General features: G+C 46.1%; 14 protein-coding genes. 8 read left to right on the top strand and 6 right to left on the bottom strand.

The window, feature by feature from the left end:
• Nucleotides 1-7: 7 nt before the first annotated feature.
• On the bottom strand, nt 8-1,129 hold the full coding sequence (locus tag U2F10_RS07690; protein WP_499871558.1) for a glycosyltransferase: 1,122 nt from the start codon (nt 1,127-1,129) through the stop codon (nt 8-10).
• Nucleotides 1,130-1,258: 129 nt separating this feature from the next.
• Nucleotides 1,259-2,416, bottom strand: coding sequence for an SLBB domain-containing protein (locus U2F10_RS07685; protein ID WP_163670900.1), 1,158 nt, complete (start codon nt 2,414-2,416; stop codon nt 1,259-1,261).
• A 2,242-nt stretch (nt 2,417-4,658) separates the two neighbouring features.
• Here U2F10_RS07685 and U2F10_RS07680 point away from each other — a divergent pair.
• Nucleotides 4,659-5,147: a hypothetical protein gene (locus U2F10_RS07680; protein ID WP_006519472.1), complete on the top strand. Its 489-nt coding sequence runs from the start codon at nt 4,659-4,661 to the stop codon at nt 5,145-5,147.
• Between the two features lie 47 nt (nt 5,148-5,194).
• Nucleotides 5,195-6,721, top strand: a complete 1,527-nt coding sequence (gene crtD, locus U2F10_RS07675; RefSeq protein ID WP_163670902.1) for a C-3',4' desaturase CrtD — start codon at nt 5,195-5,197, stop codon at nt 6,719-6,721.
• A gap of 28 nt (nt 6,722-6,749) precedes the next feature.
• On the opposite strand, the gene U2F10_RS07670 is transcribed toward crtD, so the two are convergent.
• Nucleotides 6,750-7,466, bottom strand: a complete 717-nt coding sequence (locus tag U2F10_RS07670; RefSeq protein ID WP_499057306.1) for a DNA alkylation repair protein — start codon at nt 7,464-7,466, stop codon at nt 6,750-6,752.
• An 82-nt stretch (nt 7,467-7,548) separates the two neighbouring features.
• Here U2F10_RS07670 and lepB point away from each other — a divergent pair, with 82 nt between their 5' ends.
• Entirely contained in the window at nt 7,549-8,640 is a 1,092-nt protein-coding gene (gene lepB, locus U2F10_RS07665) for a signal peptidase I (RefSeq protein WP_163670908.1), read from the top strand.
• Nucleotides 8,641-8,726: 86 nt separating this feature from the next.
• On the opposite strand, the gene U2F10_RS07660 is transcribed toward lepB, so the two are convergent.
• On the bottom strand, nt 8,727-11,189 hold the full coding sequence (locus tag U2F10_RS07660) for an ATP-dependent Clp protease ATP-binding subunit (protein WP_163670910.1): 2,463 nt from the start codon (nt 11,187-11,189) through the stop codon (nt 8,727-8,729).
• Between the two features lie 660 nt (nt 11,190-11,849).
• Nucleotides 11,850-12,254: a hypothetical protein gene (locus U2F10_RS07655; RefSeq protein ID WP_163700838.1), complete on the bottom strand. Its 405-nt coding sequence runs from the start codon at nt 12,252-12,254 to the stop codon at nt 11,850-11,852.
• Nucleotides 12,255-12,556: 302 nt separating this feature from the next.
• On the opposite strand from U2F10_RS07655, the gene U2F10_RS07650 reads away from it, so the two are divergent.
• Together U2F10_RS07650 and U2F10_RS07645 are read left to right on the top strand one after the other, a co-directional pair.
• The gene (locus U2F10_RS07650; RefSeq protein ID WP_499871556.1) at nt 12,557-14,254 is read left to right on the top strand and encodes an ABC-ATPase domain-containing protein; all 1,698 of its coding nucleotides are present in this window, start codon (nt 12,557-12,559) and stop codon (nt 14,252-14,254) included.
• A 706-nt stretch (nt 14,255-14,960) separates the two neighbouring features.
• Nucleotides 14,961-18,401 (top strand): pentapeptide repeat-containing protein, encoded by a 3,441-nt coding sequence (locus U2F10_RS07645; protein WP_499871554.1) that lies wholly within the window; start codon nt 14,961-14,963, stop codon nt 18,399-18,401.
• A 127-nt stretch (nt 18,402-18,528) separates the two neighbouring features.
• Here the strand turns inward: U2F10_RS07645 and gnd are convergent, their stop codons facing one another.
• Nucleotides 18,529-19,947, bottom strand: coding sequence for an NADP-dependent phosphogluconate dehydrogenase (gene gnd / locus U2F10_RS07640; protein WP_499871552.1), 1,419 nt, complete (start codon nt 19,945-19,947; stop codon nt 18,529-18,531).
• A gap of 412 nt (nt 19,948-20,359) precedes the next feature.
• On the opposite strand from gnd, the gene fcmB reads away from it, so the two are divergent.
• The 3 genes from fcmB (at nt 20,360) to U2F10_RS07625 (ending at nt 23,868) form a co-directional block, all read left to right on the top strand.
• Nucleotides 20,360-21,400, top strand: coding sequence for a filament morphology actin-like protein FcmB (fcmB, locus tag U2F10_RS07635; protein WP_163670921.1), 1,041 nt, complete (start codon nt 20,360-20,362; stop codon nt 21,398-21,400).
• Nucleotides 21,401-21,517: 117 nt separating this feature from the next.
• A complete protein-coding gene (fcmC, locus tag U2F10_RS07630) occupies nt 21,518-21,934 on the top strand; it encodes a filament morphology membrane protein FcmC (protein ID WP_163670923.1) in 417 nt (138 codons plus the stop codon).
• A gap of 377 nt (nt 21,935-22,311) precedes the next feature.
• Nucleotides 22,312-23,868 (top strand): FecR domain-containing protein, encoded by a 1,557-nt coding sequence (locus U2F10_RS07625; RefSeq protein ID WP_163670924.1) that lies wholly within the window; start codon nt 22,312-22,314, stop codon nt 23,866-23,868.
• The last annotated feature ends 52 nt before the right edge of the window (nt 23,869-23,920 follow it).

Here is a 23,920-nt window from a genome sequence, read left to right as displayed (position 1 = left end):
GTGGCCACTATGCAGATGAAGTTAAAACTGGAGCAACGGCTTTATGTTTCGCGTAAGCTTCTTCAATAATTTTCAGCACCCGTTCAAAAAAAACTTTCTCAGTAAAATTCTTGAGCACATGCTCGCGAATCTGACGATAATTCCAGTCGATGGTATCGGCTCTGAGCAAGGCCTGATGGACAGCTTCTGGAGATTGGCGGTAGAAAAAGACGCCTGTTTTCCCAGGCAACTGTGTGTCTAACACCCCTCCAGCACCGTAAGCAACAACAGGGGTACCGCTAACATTTGCTTCAATAGGCACCAACCCATAATCCTCCAGGGCTGTAACAATTACCGCTTTAGCTCTTGACATCAAGCTTTTACGCTGATCATCACTGACATGACCCAAGAAAGAAATATTGGGTAGAGCAGCCATTTCTAATCTCTCTCTCTCTGGGCCATCACCCGTAATAATCAGTGGCCACCCTAACCAGTTAAAGGCTTCTACTACTACATCTACACGCTTATATCCCAATAACCGAGATGACACCAGGTAATAATCATCTTTCTGATCCGAAAATTCAAACTGGCTGATATCAATTGGATAGTTAACGGTAACTGCCGGTTGCTTATAGGTTTCTTGAATGCGCTCAGTGACAATTGATGAGTTAGAAATATACAGGTCTGGTTTTTGGGCATGTACAAAGTCCACTTCTCTCAGCTTTTGGAAAATTGGCTGAATGATTGGCATCAAAGTCTTATAACTTTTGTATTGATCAATATAGGTACGCGTATCCCAAAGAAAACGAGTGATATTATGACAGAAACAAATGTGGTACGCATTAGGACGCTTGATCACTGACTTTGCAAAGCTGGTTGTACTGCTAATAATCAGCTCATATTGTTGCAAATCTAAGGCTTCAAAAGCTGGGAAATAAAAGGGAGCCAGCAATCTAAAATTCTGACTTGCTCCGGGGATCGCCTGAAGCTTAGTCGTGTGAACAGGTCGGTCACCCAGATTAATCGTATCTTTCGGACTATATAATGAGGTGTAAATATCTGCGTCTGGAAATCGTCTGCAAAGAAGCTCAAATACACGCTCTGCGCCGCCTCTCTGGGTAAGGTAATCATGCACCAATGCAATTTTCATACTAAAACCAATCTCTAGAAATAATCACAATGTTGAATTAGTAACAATCTAGAGGGAACAAAGATCCTTGAAGAATCTCTATTTATGGTACTGAAGGTCGTTGTTTGTCGACTCAAAGCCCACACTTTCCTAAATGCCCAACAAACGCAAAACAAAGTTTAAAGGTGATAAAACCGAGCTGAATGCATCGCCTACACTAGCAACTCCAGAACGTTGGACAATAACCGTGTCGTTCGGGCGTAAGGATGGGTTAGTCTCCTCATTAATCCCTTGAGCAAAATCAATGTCGATATCGCTCTGGGATACTGTACCGTTGAGATTTAGGCGAACAAGTCTTACGGTTCCTTTTCGAGCCCGATTATTAAACCCACCTGCAGCTAAGATTGCTTGATTAAGCGGTGTATTGGGAGGGATCCGAATATTGCCAGGAGATTCTACTTCCCCAACAACATTTACGGAAATCTCATCAGGTGAAAAGCTAGCCGTGGCTAGTTCAGCTGCTTCATCTGAATTCAGATTGCTAGCCGTAGGAATGATAATGCGATCGCCATCTTGCAACTGCAAGTCTTCATTGAGATTACCTTCTTTTAGGAGATTCCACAAATTGACGGCAACTGTTTGGGATTTATTTTCCTTATGACGTTGATCAGCTAATAAAGTAGCACTCGATACTAAGGCAGCTGATGAGCGCGGCAGCCGACGTTGCACTTCAATTTGGCGAATATCTGCTAACTGGGTGATTCCCCCTGCTAACTCAATTGCCTGGGTCAAGGTGGGGATATCTTCAGCTGCAACATTTGTACCGCTCTGCGCGGAGATTCGATAAGAGCCAGGTCGATGGACTTCACCAGCGATGGCAATCTGAATAGGACGCGTCTCAAGCACACTCAGGGTAACCACAGGACGCTGAACATAGGGTTCAAGGGTTTGTTCAATCTGAACTTTTGCTTGCTGGAGAGAAAGACCTTCAACATCAATGGCTCCGACGATGGGAATATTTAGATTGCCACTGGATAATACTCGAAATTCACCACTGTAGTCAGGGATGTTAAACACATCTACGCGTAAGTAATCACCAACACCCAGGATGTAGGATTCTCCTACTGTAGGATCAGGGGCCGCCAACTCTGATGAACTTGATGTTTCGACAGGCAAGGGGGGTAACGACGGTTCAGCTGGAGTCGTAGACTGGGCAACCGCATAGCGGCCTGCAGATTCTCCTAGAACCAGGCACATCAGAGTCAGCTTAATCAGAAATATTCCTCTAGTTGAAAAATGCTTTTTCATGATGACTGCCAACAATAAATACAAACATCTAGATGCCTAAAGCGATCGCATCATCACTGATCACAGATGTAAACCACATGCAAGACTCTTCCCACCACAGGGCTAGAGAATTTAGGCAGTGATAACATTGAAACTTGAAAAACTCGTCAAGAACTGCACGCTAAGAATCAACAGAGCCACATACCCATAGGTATCCTACAGATATCTAACTAAAACTCTGCCGTCTACTACAGTTCTTATTTTTTGGGATCACACACTATAGATGAAAAACCAGTCTTCGTAAGCTTACATACAGGACAACAATAAGATCTAGCCTTAACTAACCATTCAGGAAACAGTGACTCGTGGACTACCGACACAATCTGCTTGTGCACTCACCCCAAGAAGGGAAACGGAGTCGATGTAAACATAGTACTTAAATGTCATCTAGTCAAAATTTTGCTTGCCATTCTGGCTTTTAGGCGTTCTCATATGGGGAAACCACGCTTAAAACTTAAAAGCCACGAGCATGAATGACGATTATCAGGTATCTAGCAAAAATAGAAGACTTTTAGATTCACATAGACATTGTTGACTGTATCTAACCATAGATGCGTACAAGAAAAATTTTCTTAGGGGCTTTCAGAAATGAAAACAGATAAACATTCTGAAGCACTAAGCGTTAGTAATTAAACTGCATATCTGGGTCTAACATAACCTAAATTTTAAAAATGAGCTACGTATCTTTATATTCTTTGTGCGGAGTTTCTGTAAAGTCAGATTTTGCTAATGCTAATGCCTAAAAAGTTACCTATTTAACATTTTTCATTATCATCAAAAAACAATAATTGCAATGATCTTGGTACATGTTTTCAGTGTTATTTAGGCGGCCATGGCTTCACTCAGTATTGCCATGTTAGTTTTTTAGTGTCACAAGCTAAAGTCCTGATATCAGGGAAGTCTGGCTCCAATAATTAATCAGGTTTTGACCAGGAAAACCGGCAAGTTGACGGATCAACGGTCTATCAATTCGAAAAAACATCCAACTAGATTGAGTTTTTGCTGTTGCTGATTTAGGGGAGAAACTGAGCAATCTATTAGAATATCAATCCATAACCTGAAGGATGAAATTATGCCGAGGATCAGCGAAGCCAGTTTTTTTACTCTGTTATGACCGACATTATTATTAGTAGGTCTTACGAAGTTTATGGCGGTTAGCATAACATTGAGTACGTTGCAATGATCACTGACATAGAACCCTATGTTTTTGATTGTCTGTATAACTAGACAGCCGAGAAAACATTTTTGCTAAAAAATATTTAAAGCCTTAGTTATTAGAGAACTTTGCAAGTGATGAAGACCTACCGCAACGTGGAAATAGCAATCACATTCTCTTTTGTGAGTTGATGTAAGCACTAACGAAGTGACAAAAGGCACAACGTAAAATCGCTGACGAGAAACAATTACCTCATCTAATGTCCTACTGAATTTAGATGAGATCAGCAAGACTTACCGTTGTTGATTTAGAAAATGGATCGATCTGGCAAGATCACTCTACATCAATGTTTTTTCACTTAAATCTTCCCAAGGATCAGCAATGGCAAAGATCTTATTCTCTGAAAACGGGGTATCAACTCAAATCGAGACGTTTTCCTAAGCATGGTACTCAGAGGTTAGTAGCCAGAAAGAAGTCAGTAGCCAAAAATCCCAGCTTCAATTGATGCCGCTGAAACTGTTATGGACAGAGAGTTATGAATAACTTATTATTGTTGTGCAAGAGGATCTAGTGTCACTTAATTCTCCCATGCGTAGGAATGTTCCTATTTTTTTACTGGCCTCATCAATCAGCACAATTATGGGTTTATTATGAGATGTTGTTACCGATCCGGCTGAATAGAATCATAGTTCGGAGCAGCAACACTTTAAATTATTAAGCTAATATTCCTTAAAGCACCTGTGATACCTGTCAGATGCTGAATACAGTAATTTACCTATGTGAGATATACGAGTCTTTATTTCACTAGTAGAAAGAAATTTTATCAAAAAGATTTCATTAAGAAGCTACTGGATTCATAAAGTTAGTAGGAATAATTCTATGGACAAACACGGCATAGGATTTTTTCTTACCCATGGATGATATATGGCTTGAGCCGCTGCATGATCAATAAATGCAATGGCTCAAGATTGATTCTATGCCAAAGGTCTTTGGAGGCATCTAGGGGACTCATATTATTGCCGTTTCTTTAGTCCATACGTCTTGACTATGGTATTTGTTAGCACCAAACCCACCCTGCCACGCTGGCTCTGCGAAAATATTTTGTTAGGGAATCTACCTTGGCAACATGGTCTATGTCAGGCTTACAGTCATTTCAGCCAGGTTTACACATTGCACGATGCCTATTTGCTAGGAACGTATCAAAGTGCAGAAACCTATGGTGAAACTGTTCTTTGTTTACTATGGGATTCATTGTGGCTTCCCGAAGCCATCACCCGTCAAGCCAATCAGAACGAACCGATTTTTTTACTGATTAAGGCCACTAAAACCCTGGGTATCGCCCTATCTGAAGGGACATTGCCTAAACCGGAGAAAAAGCCCCAACGCATCCTTAAGGCAGAGCATGTTGAAGTAGACGATCAAACCGTTTTAGTCATTGACGATGTTCAAGGCAATACGCTGACGATTGTATTTGCTGGTCAGATGCATTTTCTAGCTGTCGATAACAAGCACCGCATCATTGATCTAGATATCTAGTGGTCAGCACAGACCGTTACACTAGGGTCAGGTAAACAAATGTAAACATGACCCCATTGGTAGAATCCCACACACACTATGGCCCATCCAAGGTGCTTGTCGTCGGGGCGGGTATTGGCGGGCTGACAGCTGCAGCTTTACTGGCCAAACGGGGTTACCAGGTTCGTGTTTTTGAACAGGCCCTGGTGCCGGGGGGCTGTGCGTCTACCTTTCGACGACGGGGGTTTACCTTTGATGTCGGTGCGACCCAGGTTGCTGGCTTAGAACCAGGGGGAATTCACCATCAAATTTTTTCAGAATTAGGGATAGATCTACCGGCAGCTGAGCATTGCGATCCGGCTTGTGCCGTTTTCTTACCCGGAGAAACGACGCCGATCAATGTTTGGCGGGATCCGCAGCGGTGGAAAACCGAGCGTCAACAGCAGTTTCCAGGTAGTGAACCGTTTTGGCAAAAGCTGAGCGATCTATTTAGCTATAGCTGGCGATTTCAGGCCAGACAGCCGGTGTTGCCACCGCGCAATCTTTGGGATGCTTGGCAGCTGGGTAATGCACTGCGACCGGACACGCTGCTGACAGTGCCCTACACATTCTCAACCGTGGGCCAATTGCTTAAAGGCTATGGCCTCTATGAAAATCGTCGACTAAAAACATTTTTGGACCTACAGCTCAAGCTCTATTCCCAGGTGGGTGCAGATGAAACAGCTTTGTTATATGCGGCAACAGCCTTAGGCGTATCCCAAGCGCCGCAGGGGTTATTTCATCTACAGGGCAGTATGCAGGGGTTGAGCACTGCATTGGTAAACGCAATCAAACAGTTTGGCGGTCAGGTTTTTTTGGGACATGCCGTTGAGAAAATTCAGCTAGAGAATAATCGACCCCGGTTTGCCCAGGTCCGCCATCAGAAAACGGATGACATCTGGTTAGAGTCTGCCGATCATATCGTCGCTAATGTGACCGTGCAGAATTTAACCACATTGCTGGGTGAGCAAACGCCCCAAGGCTATCAGCGGCGGGTGGATAAGCTGATGCCGTCATCGGGAGCTTTTGTGGTTTACCTCGGTGTCGATCAAGCGGCGATTCCTGAAAATTGCCCACCGCATCTACAGTTTCTCTATGACTATGATGGCCCAATTGGGGAGAATAACTCGCTGTTTGTGTCAGTCAGTCGATCGGGAGATGGTCGTGCCCCTGAAGGCAAGGCAACGATCGTGGCGTCGTCATTTACGGATGTGCAGGCATGGCAAAAGTGTGATGACTATGGGGCTTTGAAGGCTGAGTATGAACGGGATGCGATCGCAAAACTAAACCAATACTTCAACCTGGACCCACAGCACATTATCCACGCTGAATCGGGCACTCCCCGCACCTTTGAGCGCTACACAGCTCGACACCAGGGCATGGTAGGCGGCATCGGTCAGCGGTTATCGACCTTTGGTCCCTTTGGCTTTGCCACCCGGACGCCGATTCCTAAGCTATGGCTGGTAGGAGACTGTGTGCATCCAGGGGAAGGAACCGCTGGCGTTAGCTATGCAGCCTTAACCGCAGTGAGGCAGATTGATGCCATGGAGCGGTAGGTATAGCGTGAAGGATGTACTCTCATTTTCATACTACACCAGTCAAATCACCGGTCAAATACTGTTGCCGTTCTTGCTTTGGAAATTTCTCGATGGCATAGCGCAGCATGGTGCGAGGCATTGTTTTGTAATGGGTTTTCAAGAACGCTTTTTCAGTTGCCACATCCCGCTTGCCAATTTCTCGCAACATCCAGCCCACAGCTTTGTGGATCAAGTCTTCTGAATCATTTAGCAACAACTCTGACAGCTGTAGCGTATCGTCAAACTGATCGTTGCGAATAAACTGAAACGTGGACATGATTGCAATTCGTCTTTCCCAGAGATTACAGGATTGAGCTAATTGATAGAGAATTTGTCGGTCCCTTGTTTCGAGGTAAACACCCACAATTTTGTAAGCTGAGCTATCCACCAAGTCCCAATTGTTGATGTATTGAGTATGGTCCAAATATAGCTGATAAATCGTTGTTTTCTCGGCATCGTTACCTTGGCTAAATTTGTGCACCAGGAGTAACAACGCAAACAAGCGTTCTTCATGAAAAGGGGACATTAACAGTTTTTTGACGTCTGGTAGTGATGTTGCCTGATGCTTTTTCACCTGTTTTCTAAGCGCAGGAACACGAATGCCGAGAAATTGGTCACCCTCGCCATATTCACCTTTTCCTGTCTTAAAGAAGCGTTGTGAATGTTCTGCTATAACAGGATCAGCAAGGTCTCGAAGAATGTTACTAATGTCTTTTGCCGTCATAGTACGCTGTTAGCCTATAACTGGTTGCTATACGTTCGCGCTCCTTGACAGGTTATCGTCAATTTTTACTGATACTTGAAGCATGAAACCATCGTTTCAGTCAAGCCGGTCAACCCATCTGAACCCTTGGCTAGCCGTGAATTATTCGCTGGTGTTTCCAGGGCTGGGGCAGTTATACAGCGCTTTCTGGTGGAAAGGAATCAGCCTGGTGCTAATGGCAGTTGTCATGATCGGCTATGCCACATGGTCTATTTTTGGGGCCCATGGCCAAACCATGTGGGGATTTTGGACGATAGGCTGCTTCCTCATGGTCTATAGCTTTAGTATTTTGGATGCCTATCGTGGCACTCAACCGGGGTACGCCAGCCGGATTTCAGTACCTCAGGGCAGGTCCGATCCTTGGTATGCCGTTTTTTTATCACAGCTGTTGCCTGGATTAGGCCATTTGTATCTACAGCAGGCTTTGGCTGGTGGGTTATTTCTTGGTACAGGTCTGCTGACGGCTTGGCTAGCGAATTCTATTCCCCAGTTGGTGCCCATTCCACCGCTGATTTGGGCACTGAGTTGTTATCACGTGTATGCCAGTTTTCCCCATCGAACCAGGGGTAAATCAGGTGCAAACTACCAAGCCAGCGCTGACGCGATCGCACGCCTCGTTATCGGTCTCCTGGTGATCCGACTGTGCTTAGGTTCAATACCAGGCTGGATTCAACGGGCGGTTGAGCAATGCATTGTCCCAAGTGAGTCCATGGCCCCGACCCTGCAAGTGGGCGATCGCCTTTTTGTACGGCGTGATCAAACGTATCGCCCTAACATTGGCGACATTATTGTATTTACCCCACCCGATGAGGCCCTGCTCGATCTTCCTGAGCCAGAGACAGCCGAGAATCTACTGTATGTAAAGCGCGTGATTGGCTTACCGGGTCAGCAAATAACCGTTAAAGAGGGTCGTGTTTATGTCGGCAATCGCCCGCTTACAGAAGCTTACGCTCAAGCAACATCTGCCTATGGGTGGGGACCGGAAACCGTGCCCGAAAACAGTTATTTTGTATTGGGCGATAACCGTAACAACAGTCAGGATTCCCATGTCTGGGGATATGTTCCTGAAGCCAACATTCTAGGGGCAGCCTACAAAATCTACTGGCCACCCAGTCGGGTTCAGCCACTGGGATAGATGACCGAGCAATCGCTAATTCAAAGCTGAAAAGATGGGCACCCATAAAAATTGGGGTGCCCTAAGGGCTTAAGGCACCTAAGTCGCTAACGACTAACACCCACCAACGCAGGCTGTTTCGCAGACCTAACTACAACTCGAGCATCATCATCCAGATCAAAAACAGCCGTATCGCCATCTGTGATCGTTCCTGCCAGCAGGGCTTCAGCCAGGTAATCTTCTACCAAACGAGAGATGGCTCGACGCATGGGGCGAGCACCATAGGTTTGGTCATAGCCTTCATTCACCAGGTGCTCCCTAAAGGCATCGGTGAGTTCAAAGGTAATGTTGCGTTCAGCCAGGCGTCCAGTTACCTGAGCAAGGAGGATATCGGCAATCTGAGCAACCTCCTGCTTGATCAACTGACGGAAGACGATAATCTCGTCAATACGGTTCAACAACTCAGGGCGGAAGAACTGCTTCATTTCTTCGTTAACCAAGTTACGAATATTGTTATAGCGAGACGTCATCTCATCATCGGTACTGAGCTCAAAGCCCAAACCACCGCCACCTTTCTCAATCACCTTGGAACCAATGTTCGAAGTCATGATGATCAAGGTGTTCTTGAAGCTAACTTTGCGGCCCTTCGCATCATTTAGGTGACCATCATCCAACAGCTGTAGCAAAATGTTAAAGACATCGGGATGAGCCTTTTCAATTTCATCCAGCAAAATGACGGTGTAAGGCTTACGGCGTACGGCCTCGGTTAGCTGTCCGCCTTCGTCATAGCCCACATATCCCGGAGGAGAGCCAATCAGCTTAGACACCGATTGAGGTTCCATAAATTCCGACATATCGACGCGAATCATGGCGTCTTCTGCACCAAAGACAGAAGCTGCTAACGCTTTAGCTAACTCAGTTTTACCGACACCCGTGGGACCCGAGAAAATCAGGCTAGCAATGGGGCGATTGGGGTTACGCATGCCCACACGAGAACGTCGCACCGCCTTAGCAACCGCTTCGACCGCTTCGTTCTGGCCTATTACACGTTCATGCAGCGTATCTTCCAGATGCAGAATCATGGCAGATTCTGACTCAGACAAGCGGTTAACGGGTACGCCAGTCCAGGAGGACACAATGTCGGCAATGTCTTCATTCGTGACCTCAGGATGGGGCGTGCCATTGGGCAATAACTCTGCCAATAGACCCTGTTCCTTAACCCTTAAAGCTGCCACATCATTGAAGGCCTGACTTTCCAAAAGCTCCATAATTTTGCCCTGCACCTGACGCAGCTCCGTGCGCTTCTCCCCAGCCGGAATTTTCTGTGAGTATCGCAAACGCACCCGTGAGCCGGCTTCATCAATCAAGTCGATAGCTTTATCAGGCAAGTAACGATCGTTGATGTAGCGATCTGCCAGCGTCGCTGCGGCCTCAAGGGCCTCATCTGTAATGGTCAGCCGGTGGAACTGTTCGTAACGTCCCCGAATACCGCCCAAAATTTCTAACGTATCTTCGACGGAAGGCGGTGCCACAGTCACTCGCTGAAAACGACGCTCTAGGGCTGCATCCTTCTCGATGTACTTGCGGTATTCTTCCAGGGTCGTCGCTCCAATGCACTGAAGTTCACCGCGAGCCAGGGCGGGCTTCAGCAGGTTAGCCGCATCCATGCTGCCTTCTAACGAACCGGCACCGACCAGGGTATGAATTTCATCAATCACTAGAATGATGTTTTGAGCTTCCCGTACTTCAGACATTACCTGGTTGAGACGCTCTTCAAAGTCACCCCGGAAGCGGGTACCCGAAACCAGCATTGCCAGGTCAAGACTGATAACGCGACGGTCAAATAACGCCTCAGGCACATCTTGGTTGACGATGCGCTGGGCTAAACCTTCTGCGATCGCAGTTTTACCTACACCCGGTTCACCTACTAACACGGGGTTATTCTTAGTGCGCCGACCCAGAATTTGCACCACCCGCTCAATTTCTTCAAAGCGACCGATGACTGGGTCCAGCTTTCCATTGGCGGCTAGCTCCGTTAAGTCAGTACTAAATTCAGCCAGGACACCGCTGTTGCGCTTAGAGGCCTGTTCCGGTCGCTCACCATCACGGGAACGACCACCAGCCGTCACCGCCGACACCTCGCCAATGGTGCGAATCAACTGTGTACGGACCTGAGTAGGATCTACACCTAAATTAGTCAGGACTCGATAAGCAACGCTTTCTACGTTTTGAGTCAGACTCAGCAGTAAATGCTCTGGTTCGATGTAGGGATGATCCAGCTTACGTGCCTCTTGGAAAGCCTGCTCAAAAACTTGCTTAACCTTAGGCGTAAAAGGAATTTCAGTAGGCCCGTTACCAGATCCACGACCAATAATAGACTCCACTTCAGCACGAGAGTTGGCCAGGTTGACTCCAAAATCACTGAGTACTCGAGCGGCAATGCTAGAGCCTTCCTTCACAATCCCAAGTAGTAACTGCTCGCTACCAACGAAATTGTGACCCAGGCGTCTTGCCTCTTCCTGAGCTTGCATGATCACCGCAATTGCCGCATTGGTGAAATGTTCAAACATATTTTGTGGACCTCTGCCAGGATATGGAGTCGAAACCTATAAAAGACACTAAGTAATCGGTGTTAACCAAGATTACTCCAGACATTAAGTTTTTTAACTATGTAATAAAAATATACCCATCTTCGTTGCATCTCGACAGCCTGGAGAGCCGAAGTTGAGAAAGTGGGGTAATCCGTATAGCCCTGTAGACAACAGATATGGTTTCAGTTTGCCCGAAGGATAAAGGAATTTATAGGTCTATGAATCAACGAAGACCGAATCTCCATATCTATGCAGGGTGGATAAAAAATTGATAAAGAAATCGCCCCCTCACTGATGTTTGCTCGTGGTCAGCAGGGGGGCATCCGGACGGAATCTATTTAAATTGATTATTTTCTTTCAGCTTAAAAGAAGAATTCTAGAAAGAATTTATCAAGAGGGCGAGTGGTACGGTGCAATATTCTATCAGCCGTAAAAAATAACCTAAAAAAATCAATCAAGAGGAAAAACTATCAGACCTAGCAATAAAAACTCAGGGCAAAACCGCCCAGTTATATATCCATTACACGTACACAACTTTCTACGGTCTGTTCATGTCAAATGTTTTAACAAAGTTTTAGTTTAGAAACTCAATCATGAACCGTCTTTGTGTGGCAGTCTGTCAGCTACTTTTGAGACACCCTAGATAACGCCAGCTTGATCGGCATGACAAGTTTCTAAAATTCTTTCATCTAGCTCAGATAGGGTATTGATACGAGTAAATCCATCAATACCAAATTCAGGAGCGGCACCACCGGCAGCTAGCGTCGGCTGAGTCTCAACTGCAAGAGAGTAGGGATGGCTTGTCTGCTCGTAACTGTCCACAACCATTAAGTCTAAACGGGTCGCAGAGATATCACCATGGAAACAGTCGAATGAAGAGCTAGGCATGTAAAAAGCACCAACCGTGCGATCGCCAGTTACTTCAAACACCATATAAACTGACCCAGGTTGAGCCGCTGCTGGTTGTTGACCATATAGATAAACACCGTCTACCAGGGGGGCATTAGATAAAGGACTGGCTAGAGCGCTAGCTGAGCTTAGCAAGGTAGCACCGAGGAAAACGAGAGCAGACTTGACGAATTTCGGGCAACGGGGGTGAACTGACAAATAAGCCATGGGATACGTGATTACACCTCTTATGTAACTAGTATTGATGAATTTTTGGGCTAGCTAAGTGATACCTCTAGACATGGCTGATGACGTCTAACACTGGGTCATGTGACTGACGTCACAATGAACTGTATTGCTTGTATTGCAAGACTTATACAGATCTAACGCGGTGAAAATGATCAGCTTTAACCGTAAAATCATGATTGCTTGACGCAAATGCCGTTCACATCCCACCCATGACGTCACACAATGCCCTTAGGCAACAGCTAGAGCAGCTTGATGGACGCAGCTACTCTGCTTACAAACGCCTCAAGGGCAGCTATGACTTCCCTGGGTTTAAGCTCATCCTGGCCCATATTCAGGGAGATCCCTTTGCTGCCCCCAGTCGGGTCAGCCTCTGGACCAGTCACCAACACAGTCAATGGCCACAAACCTACTGGCATGACCAAACGCGACGCATCGTGCTAGCCGATTTTCTGCATCGGCAAATTCATCAGGCCATCCCCAAAATTCAGCAACGGCGGGGCTCCGGCAAAAGCGGTCGACTGATCATTGCAGACACTAGCCAGGCTGTTTTGGCGCGCACAGCTGTGCAGGTCACTGCCGAGGGGATAGAGCTGCGCCTGGGGGTGGGTTTACCTGCCTTTGGCCGCAGAATCGCAGGTCACGCTGTCAGGGATTTGCTAATTCAAGATTTACCGCATCTTGTGGCTACGGCTCTACACTATCAGCCCCAATGGTGTCAGGCTGTGGAGCAGCATATTGCGACCGTCGAAGATGCCAATGCCCTCAGACAGCAGTTGTCGGCTCAAAACCTCGTAGCTTTTATCGCCAATGGCTCAATTTTACCCAGACGTAGCGGTGTCGATTCTCGACCTCTAGCAACAGCCATGCCGTTTAAATCGCCAGGTTCTTTAGAGACTACCCTACCAACCCCCCATGGTGGACCCGTCACAGGTCTCGGTATTCCCCAGGGGGTAACGTTAATAGTCGGTGGTGGCTACCATGGCAAATCGACAGTACTCAAAGCCATTGCCCAGGGGGCCTATAATCATATCCCTGGTGACGGTCGTGAACAGGTAGTCGCCAATACAGCCACTGTCAAGATTCGAGCAGAGGATGGTCGCAGTGTGACCGGTGTGGATATTTCACCGTTTATTGATCGGCTGCCCCAGGGAATATCCACCCGGTCTTTTAGTACCACTAACGCTAGCGGCAGTACATCCCAAGCCGCCAATATTTTAGAGGCGATTGAAGCTGGGGTGCAGGTATTGTTGATTGATGAGGATACGGCGGCGACGAATTTGATGATTCGCGATCGCAACATGCAAACGCTCATCGCCAAGGATAAAGAACCCATCACCCCATTTATTGATAAGGTCCGACAGCTTTACACCGATCACGGTATTTCTACGGTTTTGGTCATGGGCGGCAGCGGTGACTATTTTGAAGTGGCTGACCATGTGATTGCCCTGGATAACTATGGGGCTAAGGATGTCACTGCTGAGGCTAAGGCAATTGCGGCTGAGTATCCTAGCGATCGCAAAATAGAAGGCGGTCAGAACTTTGGCACCATCACCCAACGACACATTCAGCTACCTAAATTTGACACCGATCGCAAACCGGCTAAAGTCAAAACCCAAAGTCTCACCACCCTAACCATCGGCCAAGAAAATATCGACCTACGCGGCATTGAACAACTCATAGAGCCCAATCAAACCAGAGCCATCGCCCACGCCATTCTCACCTGGCAACAGCAAAATCGTTCCCACTCATTAAAAAGTCTCTTAGACGACATCATGGACTGGGTAAACCGAGGAGACTTTGACTCACTCACTCCTTATCCCATGGCCGACCTCAGTGAATTTCGTCGCTATGAACTCGCCGCCATCATTAATCGACTGAGAAATCTCAGGATAATTGCGGATAGATAGATTTTATCAACTTAGTAGAAACACCCATAAACTCTCCTAAAAATGAAATAATTGAAACTTTAGTGAATCGATATTGTTATCGATAGTCAGTGAAGCCAGGTGGGCACGTTTAGCTTGAGATAGATGTGTCTTTTTATACCTCTGCCTATACTGGTCATATGCAACACCCTCAAGACCCCAACCTCGAACAACCACGATTTAGATGGTCCTGGTTTACCCTCAGCTGCATTAGTCTATTCTCTGGCTTTTTGTACCTGGCTGTTGCGGATATTACAGCTCCCGTCCAACTGACACAAAACCAAACTGAGCAGCAACCTTAGGGGCTAAGCACTGATTGATTAAATAAACAATAATCCGAAGGGCTCGTTATTTTTAGAAAATGACGAGCCCTTTGAATTTAAACCAGTACAAGATGCCTTATGGCTACACAAGTAGAGTAAATTGCTAATTTATTTTTCTACCCAAAGCTAGTAATCAATTTTTTTAGCATCTAGCCAGGGTTTGGCGCTGATTATGCAAATTTTTATTGCTTAGACTAGATATAACCGATTGCAACGTAGATATTCAGAGAAAATTTAAGCACCTGCGACATTAAAAGCGTCTGAGTTCAAAAATAGCATTCTCCATATAAAGGGTATTCGATAACCATGGCTGATCTCGCTGCTGCCCCTGGAGTCATATCTTTGACATTCAGAAATTTACCACCATGAGCGACTCTTCTCCAATCCCTGAACCCCAAGAAACTAGCCAAGCTTCGGAAACGTCACAAACGTCTTCTAAAACCGATGAAGCCTCAGAAAAACCACATGCCCTTCTTGGCAACTGGGACGTAATCGATAAAATCTTCGAGTATATATCTGCTCTGGAGTTAAAAAGTCGTAATGAGGGTTTATCTGATAGCAGTAAGCTAATTACAGGAGAGACCATAGATGAGTTACAGGACCTGTACAATAACAAAAAACTATTTAGCCAAAACTGGCTGATCAAGAAGGAAACAGCTTTTCAATTTATCAATAAAGAATTCGATATTCCTAAAGATGAGATCCGCAAGTCCTATCATAAATTCATGGTAGCCCAGAGGATCCGCCATACCCCGCAGCGAATTGATTTTACAAAACCGTTGATTTGGCTACGGGCAAGTGGTATCTGGTTTGTTAATCTATCTGGGCGTTGGGTAGTTCTATTCGGGGGAGTTGCGTCTTTAATCACTGCGTCAAGTTTTATTTGGGAATGGTCCGCAAGTAATCAACTAAGACGAGAAGAAATCCTTCAAGCCCGAGAACAATCGATCCAAGCCGCCCTACAATCAATCGATACAGCTGGTGTGGGTGACAGAAGTCTACAAATCAAAAGTGCCATTGAACTGCTCGCAGCTGAAGGCAGGTCTCTAGATGGGATTACGATAAATCAGAAAAATCTAACTCTATTGAATCTTAGCCCCAACAACCTTGAGAAAATAAAGAAATCGCTAACTGCCAGAGGTCAATGGGCCTGGTTCACTGATTTTTTTAAAGGGAATAACGCCAAGAATAGAACAGCGGATACAAAAGACATTAATGCCGAGCCCGAACCCAATTGCGTTCAGAGATCTCAACAGGAAGGCTGGTCTAACAGTATTCGAGACGGCATTACCTGTGTCAGCATGGCTCGCTCAAGTTTTCGTGGATCAAAGCTGCAAAGCTCAAGATTTGACCATGCCCATTTACTTCAAGCTGATTTTAGTGACTCATCAGAGCTTGAAAATGAAACGGGTCTTGAGGAAAATAATGCTTCGGCCCAAGTTGTAAAGTTGAGTGATGATACTACGTCCAATGGTTCGGCTCAGGCTACGACGACTTCTGACAATCAGGTAAGTTCTCCAAGTAACGAGTCTGTTCCTGATAGTCAGGAGGTAGATTCTAATGCAATATCAGAAATAGCTGCACCAGATTCTGAAGAAGGCCTCAAACCTGATGAAAAAAAATCCTCGGGCCAACATCAGGGAACTGATGTTGCTTATAAAACCCGCACTGATTTGACTAATGTCTCGTTCTACAATGCCGATTTAACCAATGTAACCTTTGAAAACGCCATTCTTGAGTTCGTAAATTTTAGATGGGCGACATTTGGGGGATTTGGAGACGGCATTAATGAAAATATGTTTAATGGTGCAGATTTAATAGGAGCAGATTTCAGAAGTGCTAAGATTTCTGGAGATAATAAGGTCTTTATTGAAGAACTCCGAAAAGCAAAGAATTGGAAAAGTGCCATATATGATCCTGAACTGAGAACATATAAAAGCACTTCGGAAGGTAATAGATTTCTATGTGGTGAAATTAAGTTTTCTGTTTTCAGTACAGAATCACCTCCTAAGTTTTTAGGTCACTTCCCCAGTCAGATGACAAAGGGAAAATTTATAGACCATATAAAGAATCTTGCTAGTAATGGGGATGATGAAATAAAACAAATTCCATTAGACTGTTTTGACTTTCAGTCCTTTAGAGATTCAGACTTTCTGAGCAATGAACTTGAGCTTTTTATCAATGCCAATTTTACAGACTCAACCTTAAATAAAGTCAACTTTAGTGGTACAAATCTCTCTAATGCTTCTTTGAAAAACGCCAACCTCACGCACACGAACTTGACAGGTATTACTCCTGAGATGATTGATGTCAAGGAGTTAGTGAAAACCAAAAACGAAAGATTAGCAGCTTACAGCAAGGAATTAAGGGGAGAATTTTGTAAAGGTGATAATTCTGTGCTCTCCTCAATTGGCGAGCCTTATTTCCTTATACATGATGGTAATTCAAGTTCTCAAGTCTTGGGACATTTGCCTAAGGGGGGCAATCCCAATGGTGAGGGGAAAGGACACTTTGATGAAATTCAGTTTAAAAAATACATTGGTGAGTTAAGAGGCAGTGGAAGCTTAGATTTTAGTTGCTATAGCTTTAAAAACTTCAGTAATGTAGATTTTTTTGAGGGAGAAGATTTACAGAGGGCAGATTTTGGTCGCTCACATCTAGTCTTGCTTAGTTTAGAAGAAACTAACCTATCAGAGGCTAATTTTAGTCATTCTAAGTTAGCGCGAGTTAGCTTTAAAGGAAGTAACTTATCCAACGTCAATTGGACTGAAGCTGATCTGCAATATGCTGACTTGACCGAGGTGAGTTCGGATGAGCTCAATCTCGAAGACCTTATCTCCGAAACTAGTAATTGGAAGGTTGCTCTATTTAGCCAGTCCATGAGGCGTCAAGAAGAACTGTGTAGGAAAGTGCAGTTCTTAATCAAACAACGCCCTAATGATAGGAGGTCAATCCGTTCCTATGATGCTAAGAAACAAGCTTCAGGCAATGAGGACGAGGTGATCTCAAAAACAGAGGTGGCAGCATATTTGAACAATCTAAGAGAATACGAGACTATTGATCTCAGCTGTTATGACTTAACCGTCTTTCAAAATACAAAATTCTTTGAGGGAGAAAACTTCTCAGGCGCAGATTTTAGCAACTCCATACTGACTAGAGTGAGTCTTGCCAATAGCGATCTAAGCGATGCTCAGTTGGCTGAGGCAAATTTATATTACACTAATTTTTCTGGTATTCCCTCAGCAAACATTGATGTAGAACAGATTCTTGCTGCAACAAACAATAGTGTTGCCATCTACAGTGATGAACTTAGAAATACAGATCAACTTTGTGGAATAGCTAACTTTTTACTGCAAGAATCTGCCAAATATAATTCCACAGTAATTGGACATATACCTGGCCAAGGCGAGTTTACAGAGAATAACTTGAAGAGTTATCTAGAAGGCCGTCGACAAGAAAACCGTCTGGATTTATCGTGTCTGTCGTTTGAAAAGTTCCAAAATAGTGATTTTCTAGCAGGTTTGGATCTAGGGAGCTTTGATTTTCAAAGAAGTAATCTTAAAGAGATCAATCTGAGTGATGCCAATTTAGCCCGTATCGATTTTAGCGGTGCCGATCTGACAGGCGCTAATTTAGATAATGCAGATCTGCTGTGTACAGATTTTCGAGGAGCTTTAGGTTTGACGATCGAACAGGTCAAAACTTCTAAAAATAAAGGCTTTGCTATCTATGATGCAGAGTTTCGAAGTCGCCTTGAAGCAGCGAACATAGTATCTGAATCACAGCAATGTGACTCAGATACTTGAAATGCGTCCAGCATGCCAACCTCTTCCGGTACTCTTTGAAGGTTAGATTACTCCCATAAAGAAAGGGCCTGCTGAAATGACAGACCCTTTTGGAACTTAACCAATCTTGTTTATCAACAGTAAAGCGTTAGACCGTGGCTGTTTCCTTAGTCCACTCTGTGTGGAAGGTACCGTCTTTGTCCACACGTTGATAGGTGTGAGCACCGAAGTAATCGCGCTGAGCCTGGGTGAGGTTCTGGGGTAGCTGAGCCCGACGGTAGCTGTCGAAGTAATCTAAAGATGCACTAAAGGCAGGCACTGGCACACCATATTGGGCGGCCATGGCAACCACATCACGCCAAGCAGACTGGCGGTCTAAAATTGTCTGCTTAAACTCAGGAGCCAACAACAAGTTAGGCAGTACAGGATTCTCAGAGAATGCATGCTTAATCTTGTTCAAGAATCTGGCGCGGATGATGCAGCCACCTTTCCAAATGCGGGCACATTCGCCTAGATCCAGGTCATAATCATAGGTCTCTGATGCCTTACGCAACAGGGCCATTCCTTGAGCATAGGAACAAATTTTAGAACAATACAACGCATCCCGAATCTTGTTGATCCACAGGGTGGTGTTATCCGTGATCGTGCCATCGGGACCGCTAATCTGGGTAGATGCGGCCACCCGCTCATCCTTAAGAGAAGACATAATCCGCGCATTGACCGCTGCTGTGATGGTGGGAATACTCACACCCATTTCCAGGGCATTCATCACTGTCCAACGACCAGTGCCTTTTTGACCAGCAGCATCTAAGATTTTTTCTACCAGAGCCGTATCACCTTCGGTTTTGGTGAAAATATCAGCCGTAATCTCAATTAAAAAGGAATCCAACTCCTCAGTTGTATTCCACTGGGCAAAGATTTCATGGAGCTGCTGATGTCCCAAACCCAAGACATTTTTCATCAGATCATAGGCTTCGGCAATTAGCTGCATGTCGCCATACTCGATGCCGTTATGCACCATCTTGACGTAGTGGCCAGCACCGCCGGGGCCAATGTAGGTGACACAGGGACCATCATCCACTTGGGCCGCAATTTTTCTGACAATGGATTCGATGGACTCATAGGCAGCACGGGTACCACCGGGCATCAAACTGGGACCATTCAGGGCTCCTTCTTCACCGCCGCTTACACCCATGCCGATAAAGCGAAAACCTGCCGCTTCCAGGGTCTTTACACGACGCTCGGTGTCTTCATATAGGGAGTTACCACCGTCGATGATCATGTCATCGGGATCAAGCAATGGCATTAATTGCTCAATCACAGCATCCACTGGCTTACCCGCCTTAACCATCAGTAAAATCTGACGAGGGCGCTCTAGCGAAGCAATGAACTCCTCCAGGGAATAGGCAGCTACAACATTTTTACCAACTGCTCGATTTGCCATAAAGGCATCGGTTTTTTCGCGCGATCGGTTGTAAACAGAAATCGGAAAACCGTTGCGTTCGACATTGAGGGCTAGATTTTCCCCCATCACCGCCAGTCCAATTACTCCAAAACTTTGTGCCATAACCTGTTTCCTAGTGTCTACGATGTAATATTGGCGCTGTCATTGGGTACCAGCGTAGACACAATTTTCTAAAACATGGACGGACTCATAGGTTTTCTTCAAACTCCATGTAATAACCCTGTATTCAAGGTTTTATTTGCTACTAAAACCCTCGGTTATTCGGGAGGTTGAGTGTGATTTACATCTTATAGTACAATTGAACTGGCTATTGGGTCTGTATATGTACTAATTTTAATTGAAATGACAGCTTTGTCACGAAGACGACCCATGGTTATCCAGGGGTACGGCATGATGTATCAGAACTTGAGCTGCCGACCTTGATATGGGGTTTTACTTAGCAGTATCTTCACAGTTAGTATCGGTTTGAGTTAGTTATTCGTTGTCAAAAGTTTTTTAGCTCCCAACTTGCGTTATGCCTACTTCTACGATGAAGCTCCTTAGCATTGATCTGGGTCGTACAGCCACGAAAACCTGTATTAAGCGAAATCAGAATGATGTGGTATTAGTTCCTTCGAATGTTGCCCATCTGACAGTAGAGCAAGCTCGACGGGGTGGCTTTGAATCGCAACCCAGCGATCCGTTGCTTGATATGTGGTTGGAATACCAGGGCAAGGGATATGCCGTTGGGCATTTGGCTGCTGACTTTGGGGCTGATCTAGGTGTGGGGCAATCTAAAGTAGATGATGCCCTGGTGAAAACGTTGGCCTGTGTAGGTTACTTTGGCCTCAAGGGCAACCTGGGCGTTGTATTGGGTTTGCCTTATCACTCCCAGGAGCAGTTTGATAGCGAAAAGTCAGAAATTATCAGTTTACTGACATCTCCCCATGTCATGGTTTATCGAGGCCAGTCCATGGAAATAAATATAGACAAGGTTTGGGTGATGCCAGAGGGGTACGGCAGTCTAATTTGGAGTGAGGCTCAAAATAAGCGCACTTCCAGTCCTGATTTCCCAAATCTATCGGTCGCCATTGTGGATATTGGCCATCAAACGACGGATTTTCTGGCCATTGATCGTTTCCGGTTTGCCCGTGGGGCGTCCCAAAGTGAATCGTTTGGGATGGCTCAGTTTTATGAGCGGGTGGCGGCGCAAATTGATGGAGCTGATAGTCAATCCCTTTCCTTAATTACGGCTGTACATAATCTCGAAGGGGAGCGTTTTTATCGTCCCAAGGGGGCTTCTCGGCCAACGGATTTGGATGAAATTCTGCCTAGCTTAAGAAAGAGCTTTGCCCGTGAGCTATCCCAACGTTTTCTAAGCTGGTTGCCAGAGCGCGCTACAGATGTGATTGTGACGGGTGGTGGCGGTGAATTTTTCTGGAGCGATCTGCGTCCTTTATTAAAAGAGGCCAGACTTAAGGGGCATTTGGCTAAGCCTTCACGACAGGCTAATGCGTTAGGCCAGTATATCTACGGTGAGGCCCAGCTAGCTAATCTAAAAGCTGCTGCTGGGTAGTTTTCTGGGTAAGTAATTTTAATTTCCAGCTAATAAAGGTTAATCGAACCTTAGATTGACGGGTAACCCCCAGCTATGCGTTATTAGGGGCAGTGTTATTTGTGCCGCTGCTCGATCATGCCTGCCAAATCTATCCGTAAGAGTGTTTCCTTTGACGATAGTGATGGGGATCGGGTTTTGCTGGATGCGATCGCAAACCACCAGTCTAAGCATGCTCAATCGTTTAGCGATCTCTGTAAGCAGGCACTCCATCAATATCTATTAAGCCGTGAACCCACGCAATCGGTAATGCTGTTTATGGAATTGCAGCATCAGATTGCCCAATTGAATGTGCGTGTAGCCACCCTCGAAGACAACAGCAGCCTTGCAGCGGCCTTTCCCCCACCAGATAGTCAGCATGGGGATCCTAACAGGGGAACTCATCATGAGATTCCGGCAGAGCAGGCCACAGTCCCAGACGAAGAAGCCGATGCGGTGACAGTGACCGATGACCCGGTGCTTAATCGCTTGGGGCCTCTGTTGGAGGAATTCTAAACTGGGAAATTACCGGTGTTGATTCAGAGGATAATAAACCGATCAGTCTAATTGCGTACCCACCAAAACTGGAGACATAAAATCCGACTGAGGATTAGCCACACCGGAAAATTTATAGCTTTGCAAACACAATCTTCAAAAAAAACGTAAACTAACTGCGGACACTTCATCAAATCTTGCCCATCTTTGTAAACAAGGCCAGTAGCATAAGTTCAAGGGTGTATCAAGAACTTTACATATTCGGGGGTTTAATGCTGTCTTATTGTTCCTGTAGCCAGATAGCCAGATCCGGTTTGATCTAGCCCATTAGCTCTGGTGTGAACTTAGATGGCTGATTAATAGTCCTTAATGTTTAGCGGGTTCACTAACCGACTGTAATGGAAAAACTGAATGTGACGGCAACGGGCCGCTGGTTGTCCTTGGTCTGCGCATCCTTGGGCATACTGTTGGCTCTGCCCGGGTCTGCCAGTGCTCAATCTGCTTTGACGTGGGCCAGAATAGAACTTACACGTAATCAGGTACAGCTATTTACCGATGGTCGATCTCGTAGGGCACGGGTCTCCGATGTGCTTGGCGTTGGCGACGCCTTGAGCACGGCTCGCAGGGCACGAGCAGAGCTGCGTTTTAATGATGGCTCCCTTGCCCGCATTGGCGAAAGTGCGGTGTTTCAATTTACCCCCAATACCCGTAATTTTCGGCTGTCCAACGGTACGGTCCTGCTATTAATTCCACCTGGCCAGGGGCGGACAACTATCCAAACACCTAACGCTGTCACTGGTATCCATGGCTCAGCGCTGTTTGTGCGCTTTGTTCCTGACACCAACACCACGATTATTGGTGCCCTGACAAACAATCCAGAAGGTCCGATGATGGCCTTCAATGAAGATGGTTCTGCCCAACAGCCGCTCTACGCTGGAGAGATGGCGGTGCTGCATGAAGATGGCAGGTTAGAGCTTTTTTCTTTTGACCTCCACGAGTTCTATGCCACCAGTGATTTAGTCACTGGCCTCCTATTGGATAACCCGGAAGCATCCACAGGTGATGAGGCCATTGATGCGGTCAGACAAGAAATTCAGGAGGCCCTGGAAGGAGAGAGTTTTGAGGATGGTGACGATGTCATTCAAAATCCAGAATTCCTTTCGGCCAATTCATCTAACCGTATAGCGTCGTCCACAACCATCCCGGACTTTTCCCTATCGCCCGCTGCTGACTTTTTACAACAGCGTAATATCAATGAGCGGTTTGATAATACGGTTAATGCTACGGTGAATCAACCAGATATAGAATCGCGACGGCCTAATCCACCTGGGGTAGATCGCCCTAATCCTCAGCCCCCCGCTAGACCCAATCCGCCGACAACGCCTAAACCACCCGTGGCACCTAGACCCGTTGAGCCGACCAATCCCGGTGGTCCGACGACACCTGGCGGCCCAACCCCTGGTGGCCCTGGTGACCCTGGTGGCCCAACCCCTGGTGGCGGCGACAAGCCTGATCTACCGATTGAGCCCCCTAACCAACCAACACCAAATATTCCTGCCCCCGTTACCCCTGAGCCTACAGAACCGATTTCTCAGCCAACTCCAGGTGTTGAGCCGATTGCGCCAACACCTCAAACACCGCCTGAACCGAGCATTCCTGAACCGGCACCTTCACCACCTGTGATTGATACTCCCGTCATTGTAGGTACCCCTGAACCGACTGTCCCTGGGGTAACTCCACCTCCTGACAAACCTGCACCCCCCATTGAACCGATTGCGCCTGAAGCCGTTATTCCCCCTGATAACAACGTTGAAAATATTGTGGAAAGCCCCATCGAGGTGGTCCCCCAGCCTGAGACTGAGGTCCAAATAGACCGTTTGCCAGACGCTGTCGCTGAGCCACCTGTGGAGCCACCGGCACAAACAGCGCCGGTGAACGCACCCCCAGGGACCTAACAATAGATACGCCAGATACGTAAGGCATGGGCCAAGCAGAAGAGGACAGAGG

Origin of the sequence: Leptothoe sp. EHU-05/26/07-4 (assembly GCF_043421015.1) — a bacterium.
In the GTDB taxonomy this organism is placed as follows: domain Bacteria; phylum Cyanobacteriota; class Cyanobacteriia; order Phormidesmidales; family Phormidesmidaceae; genus Leptothoe; species Leptothoe turfae.
This window is presented reverse-complemented; position numbering and strand designations above follow the sequence as displayed.

Excerpts from the sequence above, each read along its gene's own strand:
- U2F10_RS07670 (WP_499057306.1), bottom strand. The coding sequence starts at position 7,466 with ATGACGGCAAAAGACATTAGTAACATTCTTCGAGACCTTGCTGATCCT.
- gnd (WP_499871552.1), bottom strand. The coding sequence starts at position 19,947 with ATGGCACAAAGTTTTGGAGTAATTGGACTGGCGGTGATGGGGGAAAAT.
- fcmC (WP_163670923.1), top strand. The coding sequence starts at position 21,518 with ATGCCTGCCAAATCTATCCGTAAGAGTGTTTCCTTTGACGATAGTGAT.
- U2F10_RS07660 (WP_163670910.1), bottom strand. The coding sequence starts at position 11,189 with ATGTTTGAACATTTCACCAATGCGGCAATTGCGGTGATCATGCAAGCT.
- fcmB (WP_163670921.1), top strand. The coding sequence starts at position 20,360 with ATGCCTACTTCTACGATGAAGCTCCTTAGCATTGATCTGGGTCGTACA.
- U2F10_RS07680 (WP_006519472.1), top strand. The coding sequence starts at position 4,659 with ATGGTATTTGTTAGCACCAAACCCACCCTGCCACGCTGGCTCTGCGAA.
- U2F10_RS07625 (WP_163670924.1), top strand. The coding sequence starts at position 22,312 with ATGGAAAAACTGAATGTGACGGCAACGGGCCGCTGGTTGTCCTTGGTC.
- U2F10_RS07690 (WP_499871558.1), bottom strand. The coding sequence starts at position 1,129 with ATGAAAATTGCATTGGTGCATGATTACCTTACCCAGAGAGGCGGCGCA.
- crtD (WP_163670902.1), top strand. The coding sequence starts at position 5,195 with ATGACCCCATTGGTAGAATCCCACACACACTATGGCCCATCCAAGGTG.
- U2F10_RS07685 (WP_163670900.1), bottom strand. The coding sequence starts at position 2,416 with ATGAAAAAGCATTTTTCAACTAGAGGAATATTTCTGATTAAGCTGACT.
- lepB (WP_163670908.1), top strand. The coding sequence starts at position 7,549 with ATGAAACCATCGTTTCAGTCAAGCCGGTCAACCCATCTGAACCCTTGG.
- U2F10_RS07645 (WP_499871554.1), top strand. The coding sequence starts at position 14,961 with ATGAGCGACTCTTCTCCAATCCCTGAACCCCAAGAAACTAGCCAAGCT.
- U2F10_RS07650 (WP_499871556.1), top strand. The coding sequence starts at position 12,557 with ATGACGTCACACAATGCCCTTAGGCAACAGCTAGAGCAGCTTGATGGA.